The 21099-nt window shown below is 72.6% G+C and carries 15 protein-coding genes; 8 read left to right on the top strand and 7 right to left on the bottom strand.

Annotation, left to right across the window (positions count from 1 at the left end):
- The first annotated feature begins 323 nt into the window (after positions 1-323).
- The 4 genes from ACIG36_RS16020 to ACIG36_RS16005 all read left to right on the top strand — a co-directional run bounded on the left by ACIG36_RS16020 (position 324) and on the right by ACIG36_RS16005 (position 10840).
- Entirely contained in the window at positions 324-7925 is a 7602-nt protein-coding gene (locus tag ACIG36_RS16020) for an SDR family NAD(P)-dependent oxidoreductase (protein WP_399927284.1), read from the top strand.
- 269 nt (positions 7926-8194) lie between these two features.
- Complete coding sequence (locus ACIG36_RS16015; protein WP_399927281.1) at positions 8195-8905, top strand: transglycosylase SLT domain-containing protein; 711 nt, start codon at positions 8195-8197, stop codon at positions 8903-8905.
- Positions 8906-9027: 122 nt separating this feature from the next.
- Positions 9028-10161, top strand: coding sequence for a PP2C family protein-serine/threonine phosphatase (locus ACIG36_RS16010; protein ID WP_399927278.1), 1134 nt, complete (start codon positions 9028-9030; stop codon positions 10159-10161).
- A gap of 82 nt (positions 10162-10243) precedes the next feature.
- Positions 10244-10840, top strand: a complete 597-nt coding sequence (locus tag ACIG36_RS16005) for a dihydrofolate reductase family protein (protein ID WP_399927275.1) — start codon at positions 10244-10246, stop codon at positions 10838-10840.
- 29 nt (positions 10841-10869) lie between these two features.
- On the opposite strand, the gene ACIG36_RS16000 is transcribed toward ACIG36_RS16005, so the two are convergent.
- The gene (locus tag ACIG36_RS16000) at positions 10870-11673 is read right to left on the bottom strand and encodes an aminotransferase class IV family protein (RefSeq protein ID WP_399927272.1); all 804 of its coding nucleotides are present in this window, start codon (positions 11671-11673) and stop codon (positions 10870-10872) included.
- Positions 11674-11785: 112 nt separating this feature from the next.
- Here ACIG36_RS16000 and ACIG36_RS15995 point away from each other — a divergent pair, with 112 nt between their 5' ends.
- Positions 11786-12130 (top strand): MerR family transcriptional regulator, encoded by a 345-nt coding sequence (locus tag ACIG36_RS15995; RefSeq protein WP_399927270.1) that lies wholly within the window; start codon positions 11786-11788, stop codon positions 12128-12130.
- Here the strand turns inward: ACIG36_RS15995 and ACIG36_RS15990 are convergent.
- Both ACIG36_RS15990 and ACIG36_RS15985 read right to left on the bottom strand, forming a co-directional pair.
- Complete coding sequence (locus ACIG36_RS15990) at positions 12112-13557, bottom strand: MFS transporter (RefSeq protein ID WP_399927267.1); 1446 nt, start codon at positions 13555-13557, stop codon at positions 12112-12114. The two genes, ACIG36_RS15995 and ACIG36_RS15990, sit on opposite strands and share 19 nt — an antisense overlap.
- A complete protein-coding gene (locus ACIG36_RS15985; protein ID WP_399927265.1) occupies positions 13554-14171 on the bottom strand; it encodes a TetR/AcrR family transcriptional regulator in 618 nt (205 codons plus the stop codon). Before ACIG36_RS15985 ends, ACIG36_RS15990 begins: the two co-directional genes overlap by 4 nt.
- Positions 14172-14282: 111 nt before the next feature.
- Here ACIG36_RS15985 and ACIG36_RS15980 point away from each other — a divergent pair, with 111 nt between their 5' ends.
- Positions 14283-14453, top strand: a complete 171-nt coding sequence (locus tag ACIG36_RS15980; RefSeq protein ID WP_399927263.1) for a hypothetical protein — start codon at positions 14283-14285, stop codon at positions 14451-14453.
- An 11-nt stretch (positions 14454-14464) separates the two neighbouring features.
- Here ACIG36_RS15980 and ACIG36_RS15975 read toward each other — a convergent pair whose 3' ends face one another.
- The 4 genes from ACIG36_RS15975 to ACIG36_RS15960 form a co-directional block, all read right to left on the bottom strand.
- Positions 14465-16030, bottom strand: a complete 1566-nt coding sequence (locus ACIG36_RS15975) for an AMP-binding protein (protein WP_399927260.1) — start codon at positions 16028-16030, stop codon at positions 14465-14467.
- Positions 16031-16032: 2 nt separating this feature from the next.
- Positions 16033-16968, bottom strand: a complete 936-nt coding sequence (locus ACIG36_RS15970; RefSeq protein WP_399927258.1) for a carbohydrate kinase family protein — start codon at positions 16966-16968, stop codon at positions 16033-16035.
- Positions 16965-17882, bottom strand: coding sequence for a pseudouridine-5'-phosphate glycosidase (locus ACIG36_RS15965; protein WP_399927255.1), 918 nt, complete (start codon positions 17880-17882; stop codon positions 16965-16967). The genes ACIG36_RS15970 and ACIG36_RS15965 overlap by 4 nt, the downstream gene beginning before the upstream one ends.
- Before the next feature lie 131 nt (positions 17883-18013).
- Positions 18014-19207 (bottom strand): cytochrome P450, encoded by a 1194-nt coding sequence (locus ACIG36_RS15960; RefSeq protein WP_399927253.1) that lies wholly within the window; start codon positions 19205-19207, stop codon positions 18014-18016.
- 143 nt (positions 19208-19350) lie between these two features.
- Between ACIG36_RS15960 and ACIG36_RS15955 the strand changes: the two genes are divergently transcribed.
- Both ACIG36_RS15955 and ACIG36_RS15950 read left to right on the top strand, forming a co-directional pair.
- Entirely contained in the window at positions 19351-19926 is a 576-nt protein-coding gene (locus tag ACIG36_RS15955; protein WP_399927251.1) for a TetR family transcriptional regulator, read from the top strand.
- A gap of 91 nt (positions 19927-20017) precedes the next feature.
- Positions 20018-20842, top strand: coding sequence for a MerR family transcriptional regulator (locus ACIG36_RS15950; RefSeq protein ID WP_399927248.1), 825 nt, complete (start codon positions 20018-20020; stop codon positions 20840-20842).
- Positions 20843-21099 lie beyond the last annotated feature (257 nt).

Raw genomic sequence — 21099 nt, 5'->3', positions numbered from 1 at the left:
GGCACAATCCTTTCGAGATGGAGCCCAAACGATATAAGAATCGGGGCCCGTTGAGCCAATTCGCACACCGCGCCGGGCGGTGGTGGTGTACCGGACCACCCGTCAGCTCGAAAACCCGTCAGGAGCGCTGGCACGCACCGTCGTCACTCGAAAGGGCTGTCTAGCTACTCGGGTGTACGCCTCCCCCGTTCGGTTGAACCGTGTGCGTCGCCGACCGGCCTGGCATGCTCACGCCCCCGGCACGGTATCCCGTCCTCAAGCGGCGCACCTCCCCGGGGGAGGAACGATTGTGCGCCGGGTGCCGCAGTGGGGGAGGCCGGGCCATGACAGCACGTCAGAGCGTCCACAGCGAGCGGGCGATCGCCATCGTCGGAGTCTCCTGCCGGCTGCCCGGCGGCATCGGCTGCCCGGAGGACCTCTGGAACGTTCTGCTGCGGGAACGCGACGTCATCGGCCAGGTGCCCGAGGACCGGTTCGAGGCCGACCGGTTCGTCGACCCCTCGATGCCCCGCAGGGGCAAGAGCTACACGGCCGCCGGCGGCTTTCTCGACGACATCGCCGGATTCGACGCCGCCTATTTCGGGATCTCCCCGAAGGAGGCGGAACACATGGACCCCCAGCACCGGCTGCTGCTGGAACTCGCCGCCGAAGCGCTCGACGACGCGGCCATCGCCCCCGACCGGCTGGCCGGTTCCGACACCGCCGTGTACGTCGGGATCTCCGACGCCTCCTACGGCGCCCTGCAGATGTCCTCGCTGCGCGCCGTCGGCCCGTACACCATGGTGGGCGCCGCCTCGTCCGTCGCGGCCAACCGTCTCTCCCACGCCTTCGACCTGCGCGGTCCGAGCATGGCGATCGACACGGCCTGTTCCTCCGCCCTGGTCGCCCTCGACCGCGCGTGCCACACGCTGTGGGAGGGCACGAGCCGTGTCGCGCTGTGCGGCGGCGCCAATGTCCTGCTCAGCCCCTTTCACTACATCGGCTTCTCGCAGGCGTCGATGCTGTCGGCCCGCGGACGGTGCGCCCCCTTCTCCGCCGACGCCGACGGCTTCGTACGCGCCGAGGGCGGCGGCATGGTGGTGCTCAAGCCGCTCGCGGACGCCCTCGCCGACGGCGACCGTGTCCACGGCGTGATCCTCGGCAGTGCCTCCAACTGCGACGGCCGGACCGTCGGACTGGCCCTGCCGAACCCCGAGGCACAGGAGGACCTGCTGCGGCGGGTCTACGCGGAAGCCGGCGTGGACCCCGATGAACTGGTGTACTTCGAGGCCCATGGCACCGGAACCCCGGTCGGCGACCCGGCGGAGGCCACGGCGATCGGGCGCGCACTGGGCATCCGCCGGGTCACGGGGGAGCTGCCCATCGGGTCGGTCAAGTCAAACCTGGGGCACCTGGAGCCGGCGTCCGGCATGGCGGGACTGTGCAAGGCGCTGCTGGTCCTCCAGCACGGCGTCGCGCCCGCCACCCTCCACGCCGACCCACCGCACCCGGACGTCGACTTCACCGGCCTGGGGCTGGCCCCGGTCCGGGAGAGCCGCCCGCTGCCGGATACGGAACGTCCGGTCGTGGGGGTCAACTCCTTCGGCTTCGGCGGCGCCAACGCGCACGTCGTCCTGACCCGCGCACCCTCGCCCGCGCACGCCGGCGGGGACGGCGCCTCGAACGACGTGCCGGGCGATCACGGGCCACTGCCGGTCATGGTCTCGGCACGTTCCCCGCAGGCGCTGGCCCAGGCGGCGCAGCGGATGGCGGAGCGTTTGGCTGGTGCTGGTGCTGGTGCTGGTGCTGGTGCTGGTGCTGGTGCCGGTGCTGTCGCGGTCTCGGGCTCCGGCTCCGGCCCCGCGGACTTCTACGACATCGCCTACACCTCCTGCCTGCGGCGCGGCCGGCACGAGCACCGCGCAGTGGTCCTGGCCGCCACGCCCGCCGAGGCCGCCCGCCGGTTCACCGCCCTCGCCGGAAGCCGGCCCGAGGCCGGATCCGTCGAGGCCGGAACGGCCGAAGCGGTCCGCGAGGGCAGGGTGGCGTTCGTGTTCTCCGGCAACGGCTCGCAGTGGGCGGGCATGGCCTCCGGCCTGCTCACCGGCAACCCCGCCTTCCGAGAGACGGTCACCCGCGTCGACGCCGAACTCGCGCCGCATCTGGGCTGGTCGATCGCCGAACACCTCGCCCTGCCGCCCGAGCGGTGGCGCCTGGAGGCCACCGCGATCGCCCAGCCGCTGCTCTTCGCGGTCCAGGCCGGCATCGCGGCCGAGCTGCGGAACCGGGGAATCGAGCCCGTCGCCGTCCTCGGGCACAGCGTCGGCGAGGTCGCGGCGGCGTACACCGGCGGTGCGCTCGGCCTCTCCCAGGCGGCCCTGCTGATCGCCGAACGCAGCCGTGCGCAGGGCGCCACGGCGGGACGCGGCCGCATGGCCGCGGCCGGGCTCCCACCGGACCACGCGGTGGAGGAACTGGCCCGGTACGAGGGAGAACTGGAGATCGCCGGTTTCAACAGCCCCCAGGACGTGACGTTCACCGGTGAGGCCGACGCCCTGGCCGCCCTCGGCCGGGAACTGGAACAGCGCGGCGTCTTCTTCCGCGACCTCGCCCTGGACTACGCCTTCCACAGCCGCACGATGGACCCTCACCGGAAGTCCTTCACCACGGCCCTCACCGGCCTCGAGCCCGGTGCGCTCGCCGTCCCCCTCTACTCCACCGTCACCGGCGGCCGGGCCGACGGGGAGGACCTCGACGCGGCCTACTGGTGGCGTAACCTGCGCGAGCCGGTGCGGTTCGCCGCGGCGGCCGAACGGGCGATGGACGACGGCGCGGACATCCTGATCGAGATCGGCCCGCACCCCGTACTGCTCACCTACCTGCGGCGGATCGCCGGCCGTCGTCCGGGCCGGCCCGTGGCCGCCGTCCCGACGCTGCGCCGCGACGGCGACGGGCCGCGCGACCTCGTCCGGGCCACGGCCACCGCGCTCGCCGCCGGCGCCGACATCGACTGGAGCCGATGGTTCCGCACGCCCGGACGGGTGGTCGGCCTGCCCGCGTACCCCTGGCAGCGGCAGAGGCACTGGGCCGGAACCCCTCAGTCCTGGGTGCGCGCCGGCGGGAACGCACACCTCGAGCACCCCCTGCTGGGCGTACGGCTGCCCGCGCCCCTGCCGGTGTGGGAAGGCGTGGTCGAGCCGGTGCTGGCGCCCTGGATCCCCGACCACCGCATCGGCGGGTCCGTCCTCCTGCCGGCCACCGCCTACGCGGAAATGGCGCTGGCCGCGGGACGCGCCGTCCTGCACGCCCCGGTGGAGGCCGAACGGCTCGACATCCACGCTGCACTGGTCGTCCCCCGGGCGGACCCCTCCAGCGTCCGCACCCAGGTCTCGCTGAACCCCGCCGACGGCATCGTGACGATCACCAGCGCCGACGAACAGAGCGACCACCCGCGCACGCACGCCCGCTGCCGCGTACGGACACTGCTGCGCCCCCGCCCGCCACGCCTCGACCTCGACGCACTGCGGCAGCGCTGCCCCGGCAGCGTCGAGGCCGGCGACTTCTACGGCGCCTGCGAGGAGGCCGGGCTGGTCTACGGGCCGGGCTTCCGGGTCCTGACCGGCCTGCGGTTCAGCGAGGACGAAGTGGTGGCCGACTATCGGCACGAGGCCCCCGGCGACCCCTACGTCGTCCACCCGGCCCTGCTCGACGCCGCCCTCCAGGCAGGGGTACACCTCCTGGCCGGCCGACTGGCCGAAGGGACGGGCCACCTCCCGGCGAGCATCGGCGCGGTCCGCGTCTGGGAGACACCGGCCCCCACGGGGACGATATGGGTGCGCGAACGGTCCCGCACCGCCGACGAGGTGTGCTGGGACATCCTCGTCACCGACGACCACGGCACGGTCACGGCGGAGCTCGCCGAGTGCCGGCTCCGCCGCCTCCCGGTGGCCGGACGGACACCCCTGACCACCCACCACACCGTCCTGCGCGCCGCCCCTCACCCCGACGAACCGTGCGCCCCCTCACCGCTGCCCGGCTCCGAGCAGATCGTGGCGGCGGTGCGGGACGAGGCCGATGCGCTCAGCGCGGCGTGGCCGACCGCGGGCTACGCACGGCTCACCTCCCTGCTGAAGCAGGGCACCTCCCGCCGCATGGCCGACGCCATCGCCTCGCTCCTGCCCGACCCGACGGTGCCCTGGTCCGTCGACGACCTGGTGGCTGCCGGCATGCACGACCGTCACCGCCGCCTGATGGGCCTGATGATCCCCCTGATGACCCGGAACGGCCGGCTGACGGCGGAGGAGAACGGGCACTGGCGCCTGACAGCGAACGGCACCGATATCGAAGAACCGCTCAGGGAAGCCGTGGCCCGGACACCCGCGTTCGGCATCGAGGTTGCCCTGTGCGCCCACCAGCTCGCCCGCCTGGAGACAACACTGCGCGACGAGGACGACACGGCGCGGCGACTGGCCGCCGGCGGTCCCGTCGCCCATACGCTGCAGCAGTTCTACGACATCGCACCGGCCTGCGGCTTCCACAACCGTCTCGCCCGGACCCTGATGAAGGAAATGGTCCGCCGCTGGCCCGCCGACCGCACCCTGCGCGTCCTGGAGATCGGCGCCGGCACCGGTGGCACCACAGCCGCTCTGCTGCCCGTCCTGCCCGCGGACCGTACCCACTACTGCTTCACCGATGTCTCCGCCGCGTTCTTCTCTCCCGCACAGAGGCGCTTCGCCGCATACGACTTCGTCGACTACCGCACCTTCGACCTCGACCGGGAACCGGCCGAACAGGGATACCTGCCCCACGGATTCGACATCGTGGTGGCGGCCAACGCCCTCCACACGGCCGGGGACCTCGAGGCCGCGCTGCGCCGCGTGGCCTCCCTCCTCGCCCCCGGGGGCCGGCTGCTGGGCGTCGAAGCCCACGATGCCGAGACGGTGGGCACGTTCTTCGGCACGCTCGACAGCTTCTACGGCAACACCGACACCGCCCTGAGGCCCCACTCGCTCCTGCTGCCCCGCGAACAATGGCCACCGCTGCTGCGGCGGTGCGGCTACCCCCACGTCACCCAGACGGGCATCGACCGCGAGCTGGTACGGGACCACCATTCCGTCTTCCTCGCCGCCACCGCCTCGGGCCCGCAGCCCGAGCCGGCGCGGCTGCCCACCGCCACGGCGGGCACCGCGTACGTGCTCGCCACCGAGACGACCGAGGACCGGCAACTGGCCGAGATCACCGCGGACCTGCTCTCCACCGCCGGCGGCCGGTCGGTGCACGTCATGCTCGCGGGGACCGGCACGCAGGACTGGGAGGAGTCGCTGCGCAACGCCGTCACGGACACCGGGGAAGGAAGGGTCGAGGCGGTGTGCCTGGCCCTGGTGCTCGGTGACGCGCACCCGCCGGCGCCGGACGGCGGCACCGGCCTGACCACCCGGCGGGCCGACCTCCTCCGCGCGGCGGCCACGGCCTGCGAACGACTGCCCCACGGCATCCGCACCGACCTGTGGCTGGTCACTTCGGACTGCGGCGCCGTGCCCACCCCCGGCGCTGTCACCGGCGTCGTCGACGCGGCGGCCTGGGGAGCGGCACGCAGCCTCGCCAACGAAATGCCCGGCCTCGCCGGGCGAAGGGTGGGCCTGCACCGGAGCGGCGACGTGGCCGCCGACGCCCGGCGCCTGGCCCGGGAACTGATCGACCCCACCGACGAGGACGAGATCGTCCTCACCCGCGCCGGCCGGTTCGTCCCCCGCGAGCGGCATTGGAGCCCGGCCCGGCCGGCCGGCGATCCGCTGCCGTACACCCTGCGGGTGCGCAACCCCGGGCTCTCCTACCAGCTGGCATGGGAGGAGACCGAGCCGCTGGTGCCCGGCCCGGGGCAGGCGGTCGTCGAGGTACGGGCGGCCGCGCTGAACTACCGGGACCTGATGCACGCCGCCGGGCTGCTGCCGTCCGAAGCGGTCGAGGGCACCGCTTCGGAACACGGACCCGGCCTCGAATGCGCCGGCGTGGTCACCGCCTGCGGACCGGGGGTGACGGGCCTCAAGCCGGGTGACCGGGTCGGTGGCTTTGCCACCGCCTGCCTCGCCTCGCACGCCCTGGCCGAGGCCCACCTCCTCTCGCCCGTCCCCGACGACGTCACCGACGCCGAAGCCGCCACGGTCCCCATCGCGTTCGTCACCATCTACTACAGCCTGATCCACCTGGCCCGCCTGCGACCGGGAGAGACCGTGCTGGTGCACGGGGCGGCCGGAGGCATCGGACTCGCCGCCGTCCAGTACGCCCAGCACCTGGGGGCGCGGGTGATCGCCACAGCCGGAAGCCAGGTCAAACGCGACTTCCTGCGCGCCCATGGAGTCGAGCACGTCCTGGATTCCCGCTCCCTGGACTTCGCCGCCGAGACCATGGAGATCACCGGGGGGCGAGGTGTCGACGTCGTCCTCAACTCCCTGGCCGGCGAGGCGATCCCCCGCAGCCTGGAACTCCTCGCTCCGGGCGGCCGGTTCCTCGAACTCGGCAAGCGCGACATCTACGAGAACAACCCGCTGCTGCTCCACCCCTTCTCCCGCGACATCGCCTTCTTCGGCGTCGACATCACCAAGCTGCTGAACGACCCCCGCCGCAAGGCCGTGGCGGACGAGGCGCAGGAGTTCATCGACGCCGCTTACGGGCGTCTCAATCCGCTGCCGTACACCGTCTTCCCCGCCGCCCGCGTCACGGAGGCCTTCCAACTGCTGCAGCATTCCCGCCACATCGGCAAGGTCGTCGTCACCTTCGACCCCCGGGACGTGCCCCCACCGGTCGAGCGGATACCGCGGGCGCCGCGACTCGACCCGGAAGCCACCTATCTCGTCACCGGTGGCACCGCCGGATTCGGTGCCGCCACCGCCGACTGGCTCGCCGACCTGGGCGCCCGCCACCTGGCCCTGGTCAGCCGCCGCGGCCCCGGCGCACCGGAGGCCGCCGCACTCCTGGCCTCGCTCGCCGACCGTGGAGTGACCGCCACCGCCTACGCCGCCGACGTCACCGACCTCGACGCCATGCGAGCCCTCGCCGGGCGGATTGACGCCACCCGCCATCCGCTCAGGGGCGTGGTGCACTGCGCCATGCACCTCGACGACGAAGCCCTCACCGACCTCACCGCCGCCCGCTTCGCGGCCGTCCTGGCACCCAAGATGAGCGGAGCGGCGGTCCTGGACACCCTCACCCGGGACCGGGAGACGGACCTGTTCCTGCTGTACTCCTCCAGCGCGGCCGCGATCGGCCAGATCAAGCAGGCCCCCTACGCCGCCGGAAACCTCTTCCTCGAAGCCCTGGTGCGCCGCCGCCGGCAGGCGGGCCTTCCCGGGCACGTCATCCTCTGGGGCGCCATCGGCGACGCCGGCTATGTCGCCCGCAACGGTCTCGTCCCCTCCTTCGCGGCCTTCGGCATGGAGCCGATCACCACCCGTGAGGCCTTCGCCGCCGCCGAGCGACTGCTGGGCACCGCCCACAGCGAGGTGACGGGCGTCGCCCGCGTCAACTGGGCCCGGGGCGCCGCCATGCTGTACACGATCACGCGCCCCCGCTTCCGCACCCTCGCGCCGCAGCGGGCACGGCAGCACGACGGCCTCACGCGCGAGGAGCTGCTCCGCCGGGTCGGCGGGATGAACGAGGGAGAGGCCCTGGCCTACATCGCCGACGGCCTCGCCGGGCTCATCGCCGAAGCCCTCCACATGGACCCCGCCGACCTGGACCACCACCGCCGCCTGGACGAATACGGCCTGGACTCCCTGATGGCCGCCGAATTCCTCGTCTCGCTCCAGCAGCAGTACGGCGTCGACATCCCACCCCTGGAACTCCTCCGCAGCCGCGGCACCATCGCCGACATGGCCCGCATCACCCACCTGCGGCTGGGGCTGCGGGGACCGTCGGCGAATCCGTGTCCGGATGCTCGCTTGGAGTGACGCAACGGGTGCCGGATTGTGAGGCCGCTCATGGGGCGTGGATCACATACGAAAGTGATTAGTGAAGGGCTGGGTGCCGAATTCGGAGATTTTCGGGTGCGGGGTGTTCTTGGTTACGGCGTTCTGCCGTAGGTCGGACCTTTGCCAGCGGGTTTTTCCGTTGCTAACAATTGCGGGGTCGCACGGCGCCGTCGATCGAGACGCGGCGCTCTTCTTTTGCGCCGAGGACGGCCACTGCGACTCTCCCGATTGGAAGGTTCAGCTCGGTTATGCGCTCCACCATCTCCGGTTATACCCGTCTGCCCAAGGCTCACAAGTTCTCGGCCGCTGCTCTGGTGACCGCGGCCGGTGCTGCCGCTCTCACGTTCGCCGTCGTGCCGCAGGCTTCTGCCGCTGATGCGCACTCGGTGGCTGTGAAGCCGGTGGCGCAGAGTGTGAACGAGTTCGGTGAGACGCAGGCCGGTGAGCTGGCGAAGGCCGTGGATGCGGCTGCTGAGCAGGCCCAGGCTGCCGCTGCCGCGAAGGTGGATGCCGTGGTGAAGGCCGAGGCGAAGGCGAAGGCCGATGCCGAGCGTGCGAGCCGTTCCACCGAGCGTCAGGCCCTCAAGCCCGCCGCCAAGCCTGCTGCGAAGCCGGCTGCTCCGGCGAAGAAGGCCTACGCGGACAACCTGGACGGCTGGATCAAGGAGTCGCTGGACGTCCTGAAGTCGAAGGGCATTCCGGCTTCGTACGAGGGCATCAAGCGCAACATCATGCGCGAGTCCACCGGTAACCCGCGTGCCATCAACGACTGGGACGTCAACGCCGTCAACGGCGTGCCGTCGAAGGGTCTGCTGCAGATCATCGACCCGACGTTCAAGGCGTATCACGTCGAGGGCACGTCCTGGGACATCTACGACCCGGTCGCCAACATCACCGCGTCCTGCAACTACGCGGCCGACAAGTACGGCTCCATGGACAACGTCAACTCCGCGTACTGATTGCCGCACGGACAGCATTCGACGCCCGAGGGGCGCAGCACCCGCAAGGGGCTGCGCCCCTCGGGCGTTGGGGCGGTGGGCAACGAGTGGAACATTGAGGTTCCACGGCGCAGCCTTTAAGCATGCGGTCCCTGTTCCGCTCAGCCCCACGACGATCAGGAACGGGCACTCACGGCCGGTTCCTCTTCGCGCTCGGGCAGTGCGTGCCGTTCGTGCTCGCCCTGCTCGTGATCGTCATCGAGCTCACGCCCGCGCACTTCCTGTACACCGGGCCCCTTCTCACCGCGACGCCCGCGCTGGCCGCGGTGACGATGGGCCCGCGAGGCACGCTCGCGGCGGCGGCCGTCGCGGTGGCCGTCAGCGTGACCACCGCGACGTACAACCAGGCGTGGGGCACCCAGCAGGTCTACACCAATTTCCTGGCGCTGTTCCTGGTGTCGGTGGCCAGCGTCACGACCAGTAGCGCCGTGCGGACCCGCAGGAAGAACGAGCTCGACCAGGTCCGGCGGATCGCCGCGGCGGCGCAGGAGGTCATTCTGCGGCCCGTACCCGCCCGGCTGGGCCCGGTCCGGGTCGCCCACATGTATCTCGCGGCCGAGTCCGAGGCGCAGATCGGCGGGGATCTGTACGAGGCCGTGCAGACCCGCTACGGGGTGCGGATGATCGTGGGGGACGTCCGGGGCAAGGGGCTGCCCGCCGTGCGCGCGGCCGCGGCCGTGCTGGGTGCGTTCCGGGAGGCCGCGCACTACGAGGACGACCTGGTGGAGGTCATCAACCACTGCGCGGCCGCGCTGGCGCGGGAACGCGCCGTGCCGGGTGCGTTCGACCAGCACGCCCTGGTGGAGGGCTTCGTCACCGCTCTCGTGGCCCAGGTGCCGGACGGGCCCGTGGTCGAGGTGGTCAACCGGGGCCATCCGCCGCCACTGGTGCTGCACCGGGGCAGGGTCCAGACCCTGACGCCCACGTGCCCGCTGCCGCCGCTGGGGCTGGAGGACGTCATCGCCGACCTACCCGAGAAGGCGGACAGCTTCTCGTTCGTACCCGGCGACCGTCTGCTGCTGTACACCGACGGCGTGATCGAGGCCCGCGACCCCGACAGCGCCTTCTTCCCCCTGCCGGAGGCCATGGAAGCGGTGCACGTCCGCAGCCCGCAGGCGTTCCTGGAGGAACTGCACCAGAAATTGATCCGGCACACCCACGGATACCTGGCGGACGACGCGGCGGTGCTGCTCGTCGACCGGCTCGAGGAGGCGTGAGTGTCAGTGGGGGGTGCCATGATCCTCAACGCGGCGTGAGTGTGCGTCGCATGCCCTGGTGTGAGGAAGAGGAGCAGGTCCCATGCGCATTGTGATCAGTGAGTTCATCAGCCTGGACGGCGTCGTGCAGGCTCCGGGCGGGCCCGGCGAGGACACCGACGGCGGCTTCGCCCACGGCGGCTGGTCGCAGCCGTTCTTCGATCCGGAGGTGGTGGGTGGCGCCTTCGACGACGCGATGGGCAAGGCCGAGGCGCTGCTGTTCGGGCGCCGTACGTGGCAGACGATGGCCGCGGCCTGGCCCGAGCGCGCGGGCGATCCGTTCGCCGACCGGATGAATGCCATCCGGAAGTACGTCGTGTCCGGAACGCTGGCCGACGACGAGCTGACGTGGGACAACACCACGCGTATCCCCGGCGCGGACGCGGTCGCCCGCATACGGGAGCTGCGCGGAGCCGAAGGCGGCGACCTGCTGGTCATGGGGAGCCCCACGCTCGTGCGCACCCTCCTGAGCGAGGGGCTTGTCGACGAACTCCGGCTCATGGTCATGCCGGTGCTCCTCGGCGGCGGGAAGACGATCTTCCCTGAGGACGGCGGGATGCGCACGCTCGAGCTGGTCTCCACGGTCACCAGCGGCACGGGCGTCAACGTGTGCACCTACCGGCCCGTCACCAAGCGGTAGCCACCGAGGAAGCGGACGGGACCGGCTTGTTACGGCGACGTCAGCGGTTCGGCCTCGTAGGCGCGGTGGAGCAGTTCCAGGAAGGACGGTGCCTCGGGCAGGGGTACGGAGCCGATGCTCCGTACCGCCACACCCGGCGTCCAGGAGTTCATCACCACGGCACCGGACAGGTCCGGGAGGTCGGCAGGGGTGATCTCCCGCACGCGCTGAGGGACACCGAGGCGGTCCAGCTGCCGGCGGACGATGCCCATCGTGGTGCCGCCGAGCATCTCGGCCCGGGGCCACACCACCGCCGTGCCGTCCCAGAAGGCCAGATTCCAGATCGTCGCCTCGCTGAGCCGGCCCCGGCGGTCGACGAAGGCGGCGTCGTCGAAGCCGCGTTCGGCGGACTGACGGAGGAAGTACGTCTTGGCCACCTCGCCGACGTGCTTCACGGCCGGGAGGAACCGTTCGTACTCGACCGTCGCCAGCGCCAGCGGCCCCTCGGGGCCGGACGCGGCCGGTCCGGTACGTACGAGGACGTCCGGCTGCACGTCGGCTCCGGTCACGGTGAACTCACCCGGACGCGAATACACCGTGGCCGTCAGCGAGACGTCCGCCGGACCGTCCTCCAGCGCGGCCCGCAGATATGTCCGCACCCGGTCGTCGGGCACCGCCACGCCGAACAATTCCACCGACGCGGACCGCAGCCGTTCCAGATGGAGGTCGAGGCCCCGGACCCGCCCGCCACGCACCTGCATGGCCGTGAAGTGGGCGTAGCCCGCGAAGGCGAGCGGCGCCAACTCCCCGGCGGACGCCGCCCGGCCGTTACGTTGGACAGCGAAATTGGTCATCCATCACTCCGGTAGCGGTACGGAAATCGAAGCGAGCACGACGGAATGCCTGCTCGCGGGGTGATGTTAAGGCTTCACATCAATGGCAAGGTCAAACGGGGAGTGGCGTCACATGCTGATCGGGGAGTTGTCCCGGCGTACCGGAGTCAGCCCGCGGTTGCTGCGGTACTACGAGGCACAGGGGCTGCTCGACGCCGGGCGGGGTCCGAACGGCTATCGCGCGTACGACGAGGACTCGGTGGTCACCGTGCGGCAGGTGCGTGCCCTGCTGAACGCCGGCCTGTCCACCGAGGTGATCCGGTCGGTGCTGCCGTGCGTGCGGGGCGAGCAACCGGAGTTCACCATGTGCGTGGACGTCCGCGCCATCCTGGAAGAGGAACTGGCGGCCACGGACGAGCGCATCGACGGCCTCCAACGCAGCCGCAGCGTGCTCGCCGGCTACCTGGCACAGTCCTGAGCGTCGTCCGGCACAACCGCTGCACCCAACGCAACCGTCCGACTTGACGCAACTGCCGTACCCGACGCGACTGCCGTCCCCGGCGTACCGCGCCGCGACGGCAGCACGGACGCGGGAAGCAGGCCGAGGGCGGCGAGTGCGGACAGGGTCAGGAGGGTGGAGCTCGTCGCCGCGGGGGACGATCCGCCGGTGCCGGCCGCGACGGCGATGCCGAGGGTCGGGCCGATGTTCATGGCCGTCTGCTTGAGCCCGCCGACGACCCCGGCGTATCCGGCGGGCGCGTCGCCGACGACGCTCCCCGTGGCGGTGACCATCACCGTGGCGAACCCCGCACCGAGCACCGCGAACGCCACCGTCGACGCCGTCCAGGAGCCGGCCGGGCCGAGCCGGGACAGCCCCGCGACACCGGCCACGACGAGGACCGTACCGGCGATCGCGGTGCGGCGCGGCCCGTGGCGACGCAGCGCGGCGCCGGCGGCCGGCGCACCGAGGACCATGAGCGCGGTCATCGGCAGGGCGGCCAGGCCACTGGCGAGCGCGTCGTGGCCCAGCGTCTCCTGGAAGTGGAACGTGACCCGGAACAACGCGCCGAACAGGCAGGCCGTGGTCACCAGCAGGAGCGTCAACGACGCCGTCACGGGCACCGATCGCGCGACGGCACGTGGCACGATCGGGTGCGCGGCACGGCGTTCCCGCGCGACGAGCAACGTGGCGACGGCCAGGGCGGCGCCCAGTTCGAGCAGCGTCGGCGCGGTGGCCCAGCCGTGCTCCGGTACGCCGGTCAGAGCGTGGACCACGATCGCCAGCGCGGTCGCGAGCAGGGTCGCGCCGACGAGGTCGATCCGTGGGCCCGCGCCTCGCTCGGGCGTCGCCGGCCGGACGGCGAGGGCGAGCGCGGCGATCAGGAGCGCGACGGGGGCGTTGATCCAGAAGACGGAGCGCCAGCCCAGGTGCGTCACCAGGATTCCCCCGAGGACCGGCCCGGCTCCCGCCGCCACCGCGATCGCGCTGGTGCGGATGGCGATCGGCGTGCCGAGCCGGTCGGCCGGGTACGCGAGCCTCAGCAGCGCGAGCGTCGCCGGCTGGAGGAGGGCACCGAACACGCCTTGCGCGGCGCGCAGTCCGATGACCCAGCCGACGGTCGGCGCGAGCGCGATCCCGGCCGAGGCCGCCCCGAAGCCGAGGACGCCGGTGAACAGCAGCCGCCGGTGGCCGTACCGGTCGCCGAGCCGCCCGGCGACGACCAGAAGCGCCGCCACCGCGACCAGATAGCCGGTGCTCGTCCACTGGATCTGTGCCACGCTCGCCCCGAGGTCGCGCTGCAGGCTGGGCTGGGCCACGAGCAGGACGGTCCCGTCGAGCGCGACGATCATCGCTCCGGCCACACTGGCCAGGAGCGCGAGATGCGGCCGGGCGGGGGCGGTCACCGGGCCACCGGGCCCAGGTGGGCGTCCAGAACGGCCGCGACGAGCCGGTCGCGTTCGGCGTCCCCCGGGGCCGGCACGTCGAGGACGAGTTGGAGGCTGCCCCAGGCCCACAGCTGGGCGACGCCGTGCAGGTTGGACCACAGGGCGGCGGCGGTGACGGCGGCCGGCACGTCCGCCTCGGCCGGCACCGTGCGGCACTGGCCGACGAGTTCGACGATGCGCTCGAAGAGGGGGAGGGTCGACTCCCGCAGGCGCGCCTGGCCGGACGCCTGCCCCGTGCTGTCGAGCAGGTCGTGGCGGAACATCAGCTCGAACATGCCGCGACACTCCAGTGCGTACCCGACGTACACGCGCGCGATGGCCGCGAGCCGGTCCCGTGGTGTCGCCGCACCGGCGATCCCGGCCTCGAGGCGGGAGCCGAGGTCGCCGAAGCCACGGCGGGCGATCGCCGCCAGCAGGGCGTGGTGCGTGGGGAAGTACCGGCGCGGCGCCCCGTGCGACACCCCCGCGCGGCGGGCGATCTCCCGCAGGCCCAGCGACGCGGGGCCCTCGGTGAGGACGAGTTCCACGCCGACGTCGATCAGTCGCTCGCGAAGAGAGCTCTCATCAGTCATAGACACTGTCTACCAGTAATGAGTAGACAGTGTCTATGCGATGCGCGTCCCGCCTGCTCGTGTGAACCTGAAAGGAGATCCCGCAGTCGATGAGAGAACGGATCAGCAGCCATGGCCTGGCAGCGGAAGAAGAAGCGTGAAGAAGCCCGCGCTGCCGAGGAGAAGCGCAAGCAGCGGGACAAGGCGGAGGAAACCAGGGAGCAGCCACGGGAGGAGCCCTACCGGCCCGCCCGCGACCAGGACGTCCTCGGCTGGGGCCACCGCAGGGAATCCCCTCCCTGATCCCGTAGCCGTCAGGAATCCCGTAGCCGTCGGACGGCACCCAGCGTCGTCCGCAGCAGCTCCTTGTCCGGCTTGCCCGCCGAGGTGAGAGGGATGTCCGGCACGATGTGGAGGGCCTCGGGGGCGTACATGGGGCCCTTGCGGGTGGTGACGAAGGCGCGGATCTCGTCGAGGCCCAGGGAGTGGCCGGGGCGGGGGACGACGGCGGCGTGGACGTGTTCGGCGGCGTCGGCGTCCCGGGTGCCGAAGACCGCGCAGCGGGCGACGGCGGGGTGGGAGAGGAGGAGCTCTTCGAGCTCGGTGGGGTGGACGTGGCCGCCCACGACGATGATCACGTCCTTGAGGCGGTCGACGACGAAGAGATAACCGTCGTCGTCCAGGTAGCCGATGTCCCCCGTGCGCAGCCACCCGTCGCGCAGCACCTCGGCGGTGAGGTCGGGGCGCTTCCAGTAGCCGGGCATGACGCCGGGGGACCGCACCTGGATCTCGCCTTCCGCGCCCGGCGGCAGGGTCCGGCCCGCGCTGTCGCGGACGGCGACCTCGACCCAGGGCAGCGGGCGGCCGGTGGTGATCCGGCCTCCGCGCCCGGTCACCGTGTGCTCGTGCGGACGCGCTTCGGCGATGGCGGGGACCTCCGTCTGTCCGTACCAGCCGTAGAGCACCGGGCCGAAGACCTCGGCGGCCCGGCGCAGACGGGTGGCGGAGGCGGGGGAGCCGCCGTAGGTGATCCGGGTGAGGCTCGACAGGTCGGTGCGGGTCAGGGCGGGATGGTCGAGGAGCCGGTGGAGGAGGGGCGGCAGGAGCCACATGTGGGTGATGCGTTCCCGTTCGATCGTCGCGAGGACGTCGCCGGGGTCGAACGCGAGCCTCAGGACGATGGATCCGCCCTGGAGCAGGGTCTTGTCGGTGAGGGGCCCGGAGAGCCGGGCGAGCGGGGTGCAGGCGAGGTAGCGTGGCGGGTCGCCGGCGTCGGGCAGCGGGTACTCCAGGCCCTGGCGGTACGGGCCGTGGGTCGTGCGGATGCCCTTGGGGATGCCGGTGGTGCCGCCCGTGAACGCGATGGAGAGGTCGTCCTCGGGCCCGGCCACGCACGCGAAGGGCAGCGGTTCGTGCCGGGCGGAGACCGCCAGGACGTCCTCGCCGAACGGGCCGGGCCCCAGCCCGAGTACGGCGGGGTTCCCGGCGAGGGGCAGCAGTTCCTTCGCGGCCGGGTGCCGGGTGGAGTCGACGATCAGCATCGTGGTGTCGACGGTGTGCACGATGCGGGCGAGCACCGCGGGGGCCATGCCCTCGTAGAGGTGCACCACCCGGGCGCCGGCGAGGTGGGCAGCGTACCGGGCGACGAGGGCTTCGGGAGTGTTGCCGGTGAGCAGGCATACGGTCGCGCCGCGCCCGGCTCCCCGCCCGGCCAGCTCCCTGGCCAGGCGGTACGTGCTGTCGCACAGCTCGCCGGCGGTGATCCGCCGCCCGTCGGCGGCGGTCAGCACGGGCCGGCCGGGGGTGCGCGACAGCGCGTCGAGGAGGGCGGTGGGATAGCCGACGAAGGCGGCGGAGTGGTCCTTGTGGGCTTCGCTCATGTTCAGCTCTCCCCGGGGGAGTCGACAGAACGGAACGGGGACGGGCGGGCGCCGGTGAGCGCGACCGCCCGGGCGCCGGCGCGGCAGCCGTGGTGCGCGGCCGTGACCGGGTCGTGGCCCGCCAGGCGGGCCGCGAGGAAGGCACCGGTGAAGGCGTCGCCCGCACCGGTCGTGTCGACGACGGCGGTGGCGGCCTCGGCCGGAACCCGGGCGACGACCGTGCCCGAGGCGGCCACCAGCGCGCCCCGCGCGCCCTGCGTGGACAGCACGAGCGGGAAGTGACGGCTCAGCTTGGCGGCCGCGTCCGCCGCCTCCGGCAGGCCGGTCAGCAGCGCGGCCTCGTCCTGGTTGGGCAGGAGGACGTCCGCCCCCGCCACGGCCGCGAGGAAACGGTCCACCCCGAACCGCGTGATGAAGCCGGACGAAGCCGGGTCGACGCTCACCGGCACGCGACGGTCGCCGGCCGCCTCCATCGCCAGCCGGGCGGCCGCGCGGCTCGTGCGGGAGAAGAAGAGGTAGCCGGAGACGTGCAGATGGCCGACTCCGTCGAGGAGGTTCTCACTCCAGTCCGCGGCCGACAGGCGCAGCACCGCCCCGCTGTCGGTGACGAACGTCCGTTCACCGTCCCCGCCGACCAGACAGATCACCGTGCCGGTGGGGACGTGCGGGTCGATCACCAGGTGAGGGCGGACGCCGGCGGCACGGAGCACGCGCGCGTGCCGGTCCGCGCCCTCCGCGCCCACCCTGGCCAGGATGCGTACGTCCCCGACGCCCGAATGGGCGGCCCAGCAGGCCACGTTGGCGCCCGAGCCGCCCGGCAGGGTGGTGATGCGGGCCTCCGTGTCCGTCGCGTGGGCGAGCGGCGTGCGGTGGCGGGCGAGGACATCGGTGACCACGTCACCGATGACGAGCAGCGCCGTGCCGTCGGCGCCCGTCATGAGGCGTACGCAACGGCGATCTCGGCCGCCAGCCGCACATTGCCCCGCACCGCGGCCACGTTGGCCTCCAGGGAAGCGCCGCCGGTGTGCTGGACGAGGTGGTCCAGGAGGAAGGGTGTGACCGCCTGGCCCGTGACGCCCTCCCGCTCGCACGCCGCCAGTGCCCGGTCCAGCACCCGGTCGTGCAGCTCCGGGTCCAACTGCTGCTCCGTGGGCACCGGGTTGGCGACGACGAGAGCGGATGGCGGGCCGCCGAGCGCGTCCTGGGCGCGCAGCACGTCGGCCACCTCCGCCGCGGACCCGGCCGTCCAGTCGACCGGCTCGCCGGAACCGCTGAGGTAGAAGCCGGGGAACTCCGCCGTCCGGAAGCCCAGGACACCGACGCCCAGCGTCTCCAGACGCTGCAGGGTCGCCGGTACGTCCAGCACCGACTTCACCCCCGCGCAGACGACCGCGATCCGTACCCTCGCCAGCAGGCGCAGGTCCGCCGACTCGTCCTGGGTCCGCGTCCACTGGCGGTGGACCCCGCCCAGGCCACCCGTCGCGAAGACCCGGATCCCGGCCCGCTCCGCCAGAAAGGCGGTCCCGGACACCGTCGTCGCCCCGCTCGCCCCCGCCGCCACCGCCTGCGCCAGATCACGGTGCCCCAGCTTGCGGATGCCGTCCTCGCCCGCCAGGCGCGCCAACTGCGCCTTGTCCAGCCCGATCCTGGGCCGCCCGTCCAGCACGGCAATGGTCGCGGGGACGGCGCCGCCGGCCCGTACGAGCTCCTCCAGTTCCTCCGCCACCCGCAGATTCCGTGGCCGGGGCAGGCCGTGCGCGATGATCGTCGACTCGAGGGCGACCACCGGGCGGCCGCGGTCCAGCGCCTCCCGCACCTCGTCCGACACGATCAGCGGCTGCTCTCCTGACACCTCTGACACCGCAGGCCCCTCCCGTCACGCCGAACATGGCGCCGCTCACTGGATCCCTGATGCACACAGCCGTTCCCCGAATCGCGGCCCCGGAAGCCTGGCCAAGGTCCCTACGGGTTCCGACCCCCGGCTCACCACCCCACCGGCATCGAGCGCGGCCCACGGACCAGCATCTCGGTCTTCCACACGATGTCACCCGCCACGTGCAGGTCCGGCATCCGCAGGATCAGTGCCCGTAGCGCCTCCTGGAGCTCCACCCGGGCGAGCGGAGCGCCCAGGCAGTGGTGGACGCCGTGGCCGAAGCCCAGGTGCTGATTGCCCTGCCTGCCGAGGTCGAGGGCGTCGGGGACGGGGAAACGCAGCGCGTCGCGGTTGGCGGCGCCCACGGACACCAGGACCGGCTCGCCCGCGCGCACCAGCGTGCCGCCCACCTCGACGTCCTCGGTGGCGTAGCGGGGCATGCTCGCGGCCATGCCCAGCGGCACGAAGCGCAGCAGCTCCTCGACCGCGCCGGGGATCAGGTCCGGATCGTCACGCAGGCGCGCGAGCTCGCCGGGGTGGTCGAGGAGGGTGCACACGAAGTTGGGGATCTGTGTCGCGGTGGTCTCATGGCCCGCGACCAGGACGGCCACGCACAGATCGATCAGCTCCGGTTCGGACAGCCGGTCGTCCTTGTCGCGGGCCTCGATCAGTGCCGTCATCAGGTCGTCCGCGGGGCGGGCGCGGCGCTCGGCGATCAGCCCGGCCATGTAGGCGCGCAGTTCCTCCCGGCTCGCGTCCGCCTCCTCGGCCGTCAGGGAGCTGGTGGACAGGGCGTCGTCACTCCACTTGCGGAACAGCGGCCGGTCCGCCTCGGGCACCCCGAGCAGCCGGCAGATCACGGCGACGGGTATCGGCAGGGCGTACTCCTCCACCAGGTCGGCGGGCGGGCCCGCGGCCACCATGTCGTCGAGCAGGCTCTCGGCCAGGGCGCGGATCTCCGGGCGCAGCCGCTCCGTCCGCGCCATGGTGAACGCCCGCATCACCAGCGTGCGCAGCCGGGTGTGGTCGGGCGGGTCCATCGCCAGGATCCCGCTGTCGGACTGGCGGCCGGGGGACTGGCGGGGTTCGTCGTGCTCGGCCGCGACGGCACGACTGAACCTCCGGTCGCCCAGGACGAGCCGGGCATCCGCGTACCGGGTGACGAGCCAGGCCGGCTCGCCGAAGGGCAGCCGGACACGGGCCAGCCCCTCACCGCGACGCGCTCGTTCGTACAGCTCCGACAGGGCCAGGCCGGTGGCTTCGTTGAAGGGGTAGGCGACGGGCTCGTGGGGGGACGTGGACATCCGGACCCTTCTCCCTCGGGTGAGTTGTAAGCACGTGCTTACATCGACCGTAGGGCGGGGTAGGTTGAGCGTCAACGGGGCCTGCCGGCCGACCGGTTGAGCGCCGTGGCGGGATTCGGGCGGCCGGGGGAGAAGGGGTGGGGATGACCACGGAGAAACCGGTGCGCCGACGCGATGCCGAGGCGACCCGTCGGGCGCTGATCGACGCGGCGGCCGAGCTGTTCGCCGAGCGCGGCTACGACCGCACGACCGTGCGCGCGATAGCCGCCCGCGCCGGAGTGAACCAGGCCCTGCTGTTCCGCTACTTCGGATCGAAGAACGCCCTCTTCGGCGAAGTGGTGGCGCGGGACGGCCGCAGGCAGCTGCGAGAGACCCCGGCCGAGCACCTGCTGGAGACCGCCTTGCGGGACCTGCTCGCCCCCGCCGGCACCGCCGCCCCGGGGGACCGCTCGCTGGAGGTCCTCCTGCGCTCGGTCGGCGGTGACGACGAGGCGGCGCGGACGAACCGCCGACTGACCGAGGAGTACGCGCGCGTGCTGGCCGGCCTCACCCGGGCGGACGACGCCGAGCTGCGCTCCGCCCTGGTCCTCGCCTGGCTCCTCGGCATCGGGCTCACCCGCGTGGTGGTGCGCCAGGAGCCCCTGGCGGGCGCGGATCCGGAGCACGTGTGCCGGCTGATGCTGGGCGCGGCCCGGACGCTGCTGGAGGAGCTTCCGTGAGGCGGCGGACGGGCCCGAGCCGGGGCCCGCGGCGGCCGGTTCGCCGGCCGGGGTTGACCTTGCCCCTGGGACAGAGGGGAGCGTGACGGGCGTGGACGACGACGATTCCCTGCTGAGCATCGGTGTGTTCGCGCGCCGGGCCCGGCTCTCGCCCAAGGCGCTGCGGCTGTACGACCGGCAGGGCCTGCTGACCCCGGACCGGGTCGACGCGGTGACCGGCTACCGGTACTACCGGGAGAGCCGGCTGGCCACCGCGCGGCTGATCGTACGGCTGCGCGGCCTGGACATGCCGCTCGCCCGCATCGCCGAGGTGCTGGCCGTGCCGGGGCCCGAGGCGGCCGGACTGGTCGCCGGGTACTGGGACGGTGTCGAGCGGCGGATCGCCGCGCAGCGGGAGCTTGCCGTCCACCTTCGTATCCAACTGTCGGGAGGAAGTGAAGGAATGGACACCTACGAGATCGGCCGGCGTGATGTGCCCGAGCAGGTGGTGCTCACCGAGCTGCGTCATGTCCGGCCGGAGGACCTGCCGGTGTGGATCCCCGCGGCCTGCGACCGCCTCGAGGAGGCCGCCGAGGCGTACGGGGGCGTCGTCGCGGCGCCGTTCGTGGTCTATCACAGCCAGGTCGACGAGGACGGCGACGGGCCGGTGGAGGTCTGTGTGCCCATCGATCCGGCCAGGATCGCGGAGGTCACCTCGGCTGTCCGTACCGAGCCGGCCCACCGCGAGGCGTACACCACGATCACCAAGGCACAGGTGGAGTACCCGCAGATCCTGTCGGCGTACGACGCCGTCTACCGGTGGATCGAGGAGAACGGCCGCCGTGAGGCCGGCCCCGGCCGTGAGGTCTACTTCGCCGACTGGGCGTCGGCGGGCCCGGCCTCGGAGGTCTGCGACATCGCCGTGCCCGTGGCGTAGCCCCCCGTCCCGGCGCCAATCCGCCTACGGATATTGCCCCTTGCGCACGCTGTTCGCTCGAGCGTACGGTGTGTGCATCGGGGGAGCGGTAGCCCGGGACCGTCGGCTACCGCGGGGGAAAGCCCCTGGTCATGCATACCCCGGACGGCATACCCGGGCACGTCTGCTGCGACGGCGACGGACCAACCACCGGCTTCCGGTGTCGCCTTGGCCGACGTGCCCATGATTCCGCTCGCCCCCGCGCACGCGGGCCGGCG

The organism is Streptomyces sp. NPDC053048 (assembly GCF_044547045.1).
Classification (GTDB): Bacteria; Actinomycetota; Actinomycetes; order Streptomycetales; family Streptomycetaceae; genus Streptomyces.
The sequence above is the reverse complement of the archived record's forward strand: the minus strand, read 5'-3'. Positions and strand labels throughout refer to the sequence as shown.

Bases quoted from the DNA above. Each gene is read 5' to 3' on its own strand.
- ACIG36_RS16020 (WP_399927284.1), top strand. From the start codon at position 324: ATGACAGCACGTCAGAGCGTCCACAGCGAGCGGGCGATCGCCATCGTC.
- ACIG36_RS16015 (WP_399927281.1), top strand. From the start codon at position 8,195: ATGCGCTCCACCATCTCCGGTTATACCCGTCTGCCCAAGGCTCACAAG.
- ACIG36_RS16010 (WP_399927278.1), top strand. From the start codon at position 9,028: ATGCGGTCCCTGTTCCGCTCAGCCCCACGACGATCAGGAACGGGCACT.
- ACIG36_RS16005 (WP_399927275.1), top strand. From the start codon at position 10,244: ATGCGCATTGTGATCAGTGAGTTCATCAGCCTGGACGGCGTCGTGCAG.
- ACIG36_RS16000 (WP_399927272.1), bottom strand. From the start codon at position 11,673: ATGACCAATTTCGCTGTCCAACGTAACGGCCGGGCGGCGTCCGCCGGG.
- ACIG36_RS15995 (WP_399927270.1), top strand. From the start codon at position 11,786: ATGCTGATCGGGGAGTTGTCCCGGCGTACCGGAGTCAGCCCGCGGTTG.
- ACIG36_RS15985 (WP_399927265.1), bottom strand. From the start codon at position 14,171: ATGACTGATGAGAGCTCTCTTCGCGAGCGACTGATCGACGTCGGCGTG.
- ACIG36_RS15980 (WP_399927263.1), top strand. From the start codon at position 14,283: ATGGCCTGGCAGCGGAAGAAGAAGCGTGAAGAAGCCCGCGCTGCCGAG.
- ACIG36_RS15975 (WP_399927260.1), bottom strand. From the start codon at position 16,030: ATGAGCGAAGCCCACAAGGACCACTCCGCCGCCTTCGTCGGCTATCCC.
- ACIG36_RS15970 (WP_399927258.1), bottom strand. From the start codon at position 16,968: ATGACGGGCGCCGACGGCACGGCGCTGCTCGTCATCGGTGACGTGGTC.
- ACIG36_RS15960 (WP_399927253.1), bottom strand. From the start codon at position 19,207: ATGTCCACGTCCCCCCACGAGCCCGTCGCCTACCCCTTCAACGAAGCC.
- ACIG36_RS15955 (WP_399927251.1), top strand. From the start codon at position 19,351: ATGACCACGGAGAAACCGGTGCGCCGACGCGATGCCGAGGCGACCCGT.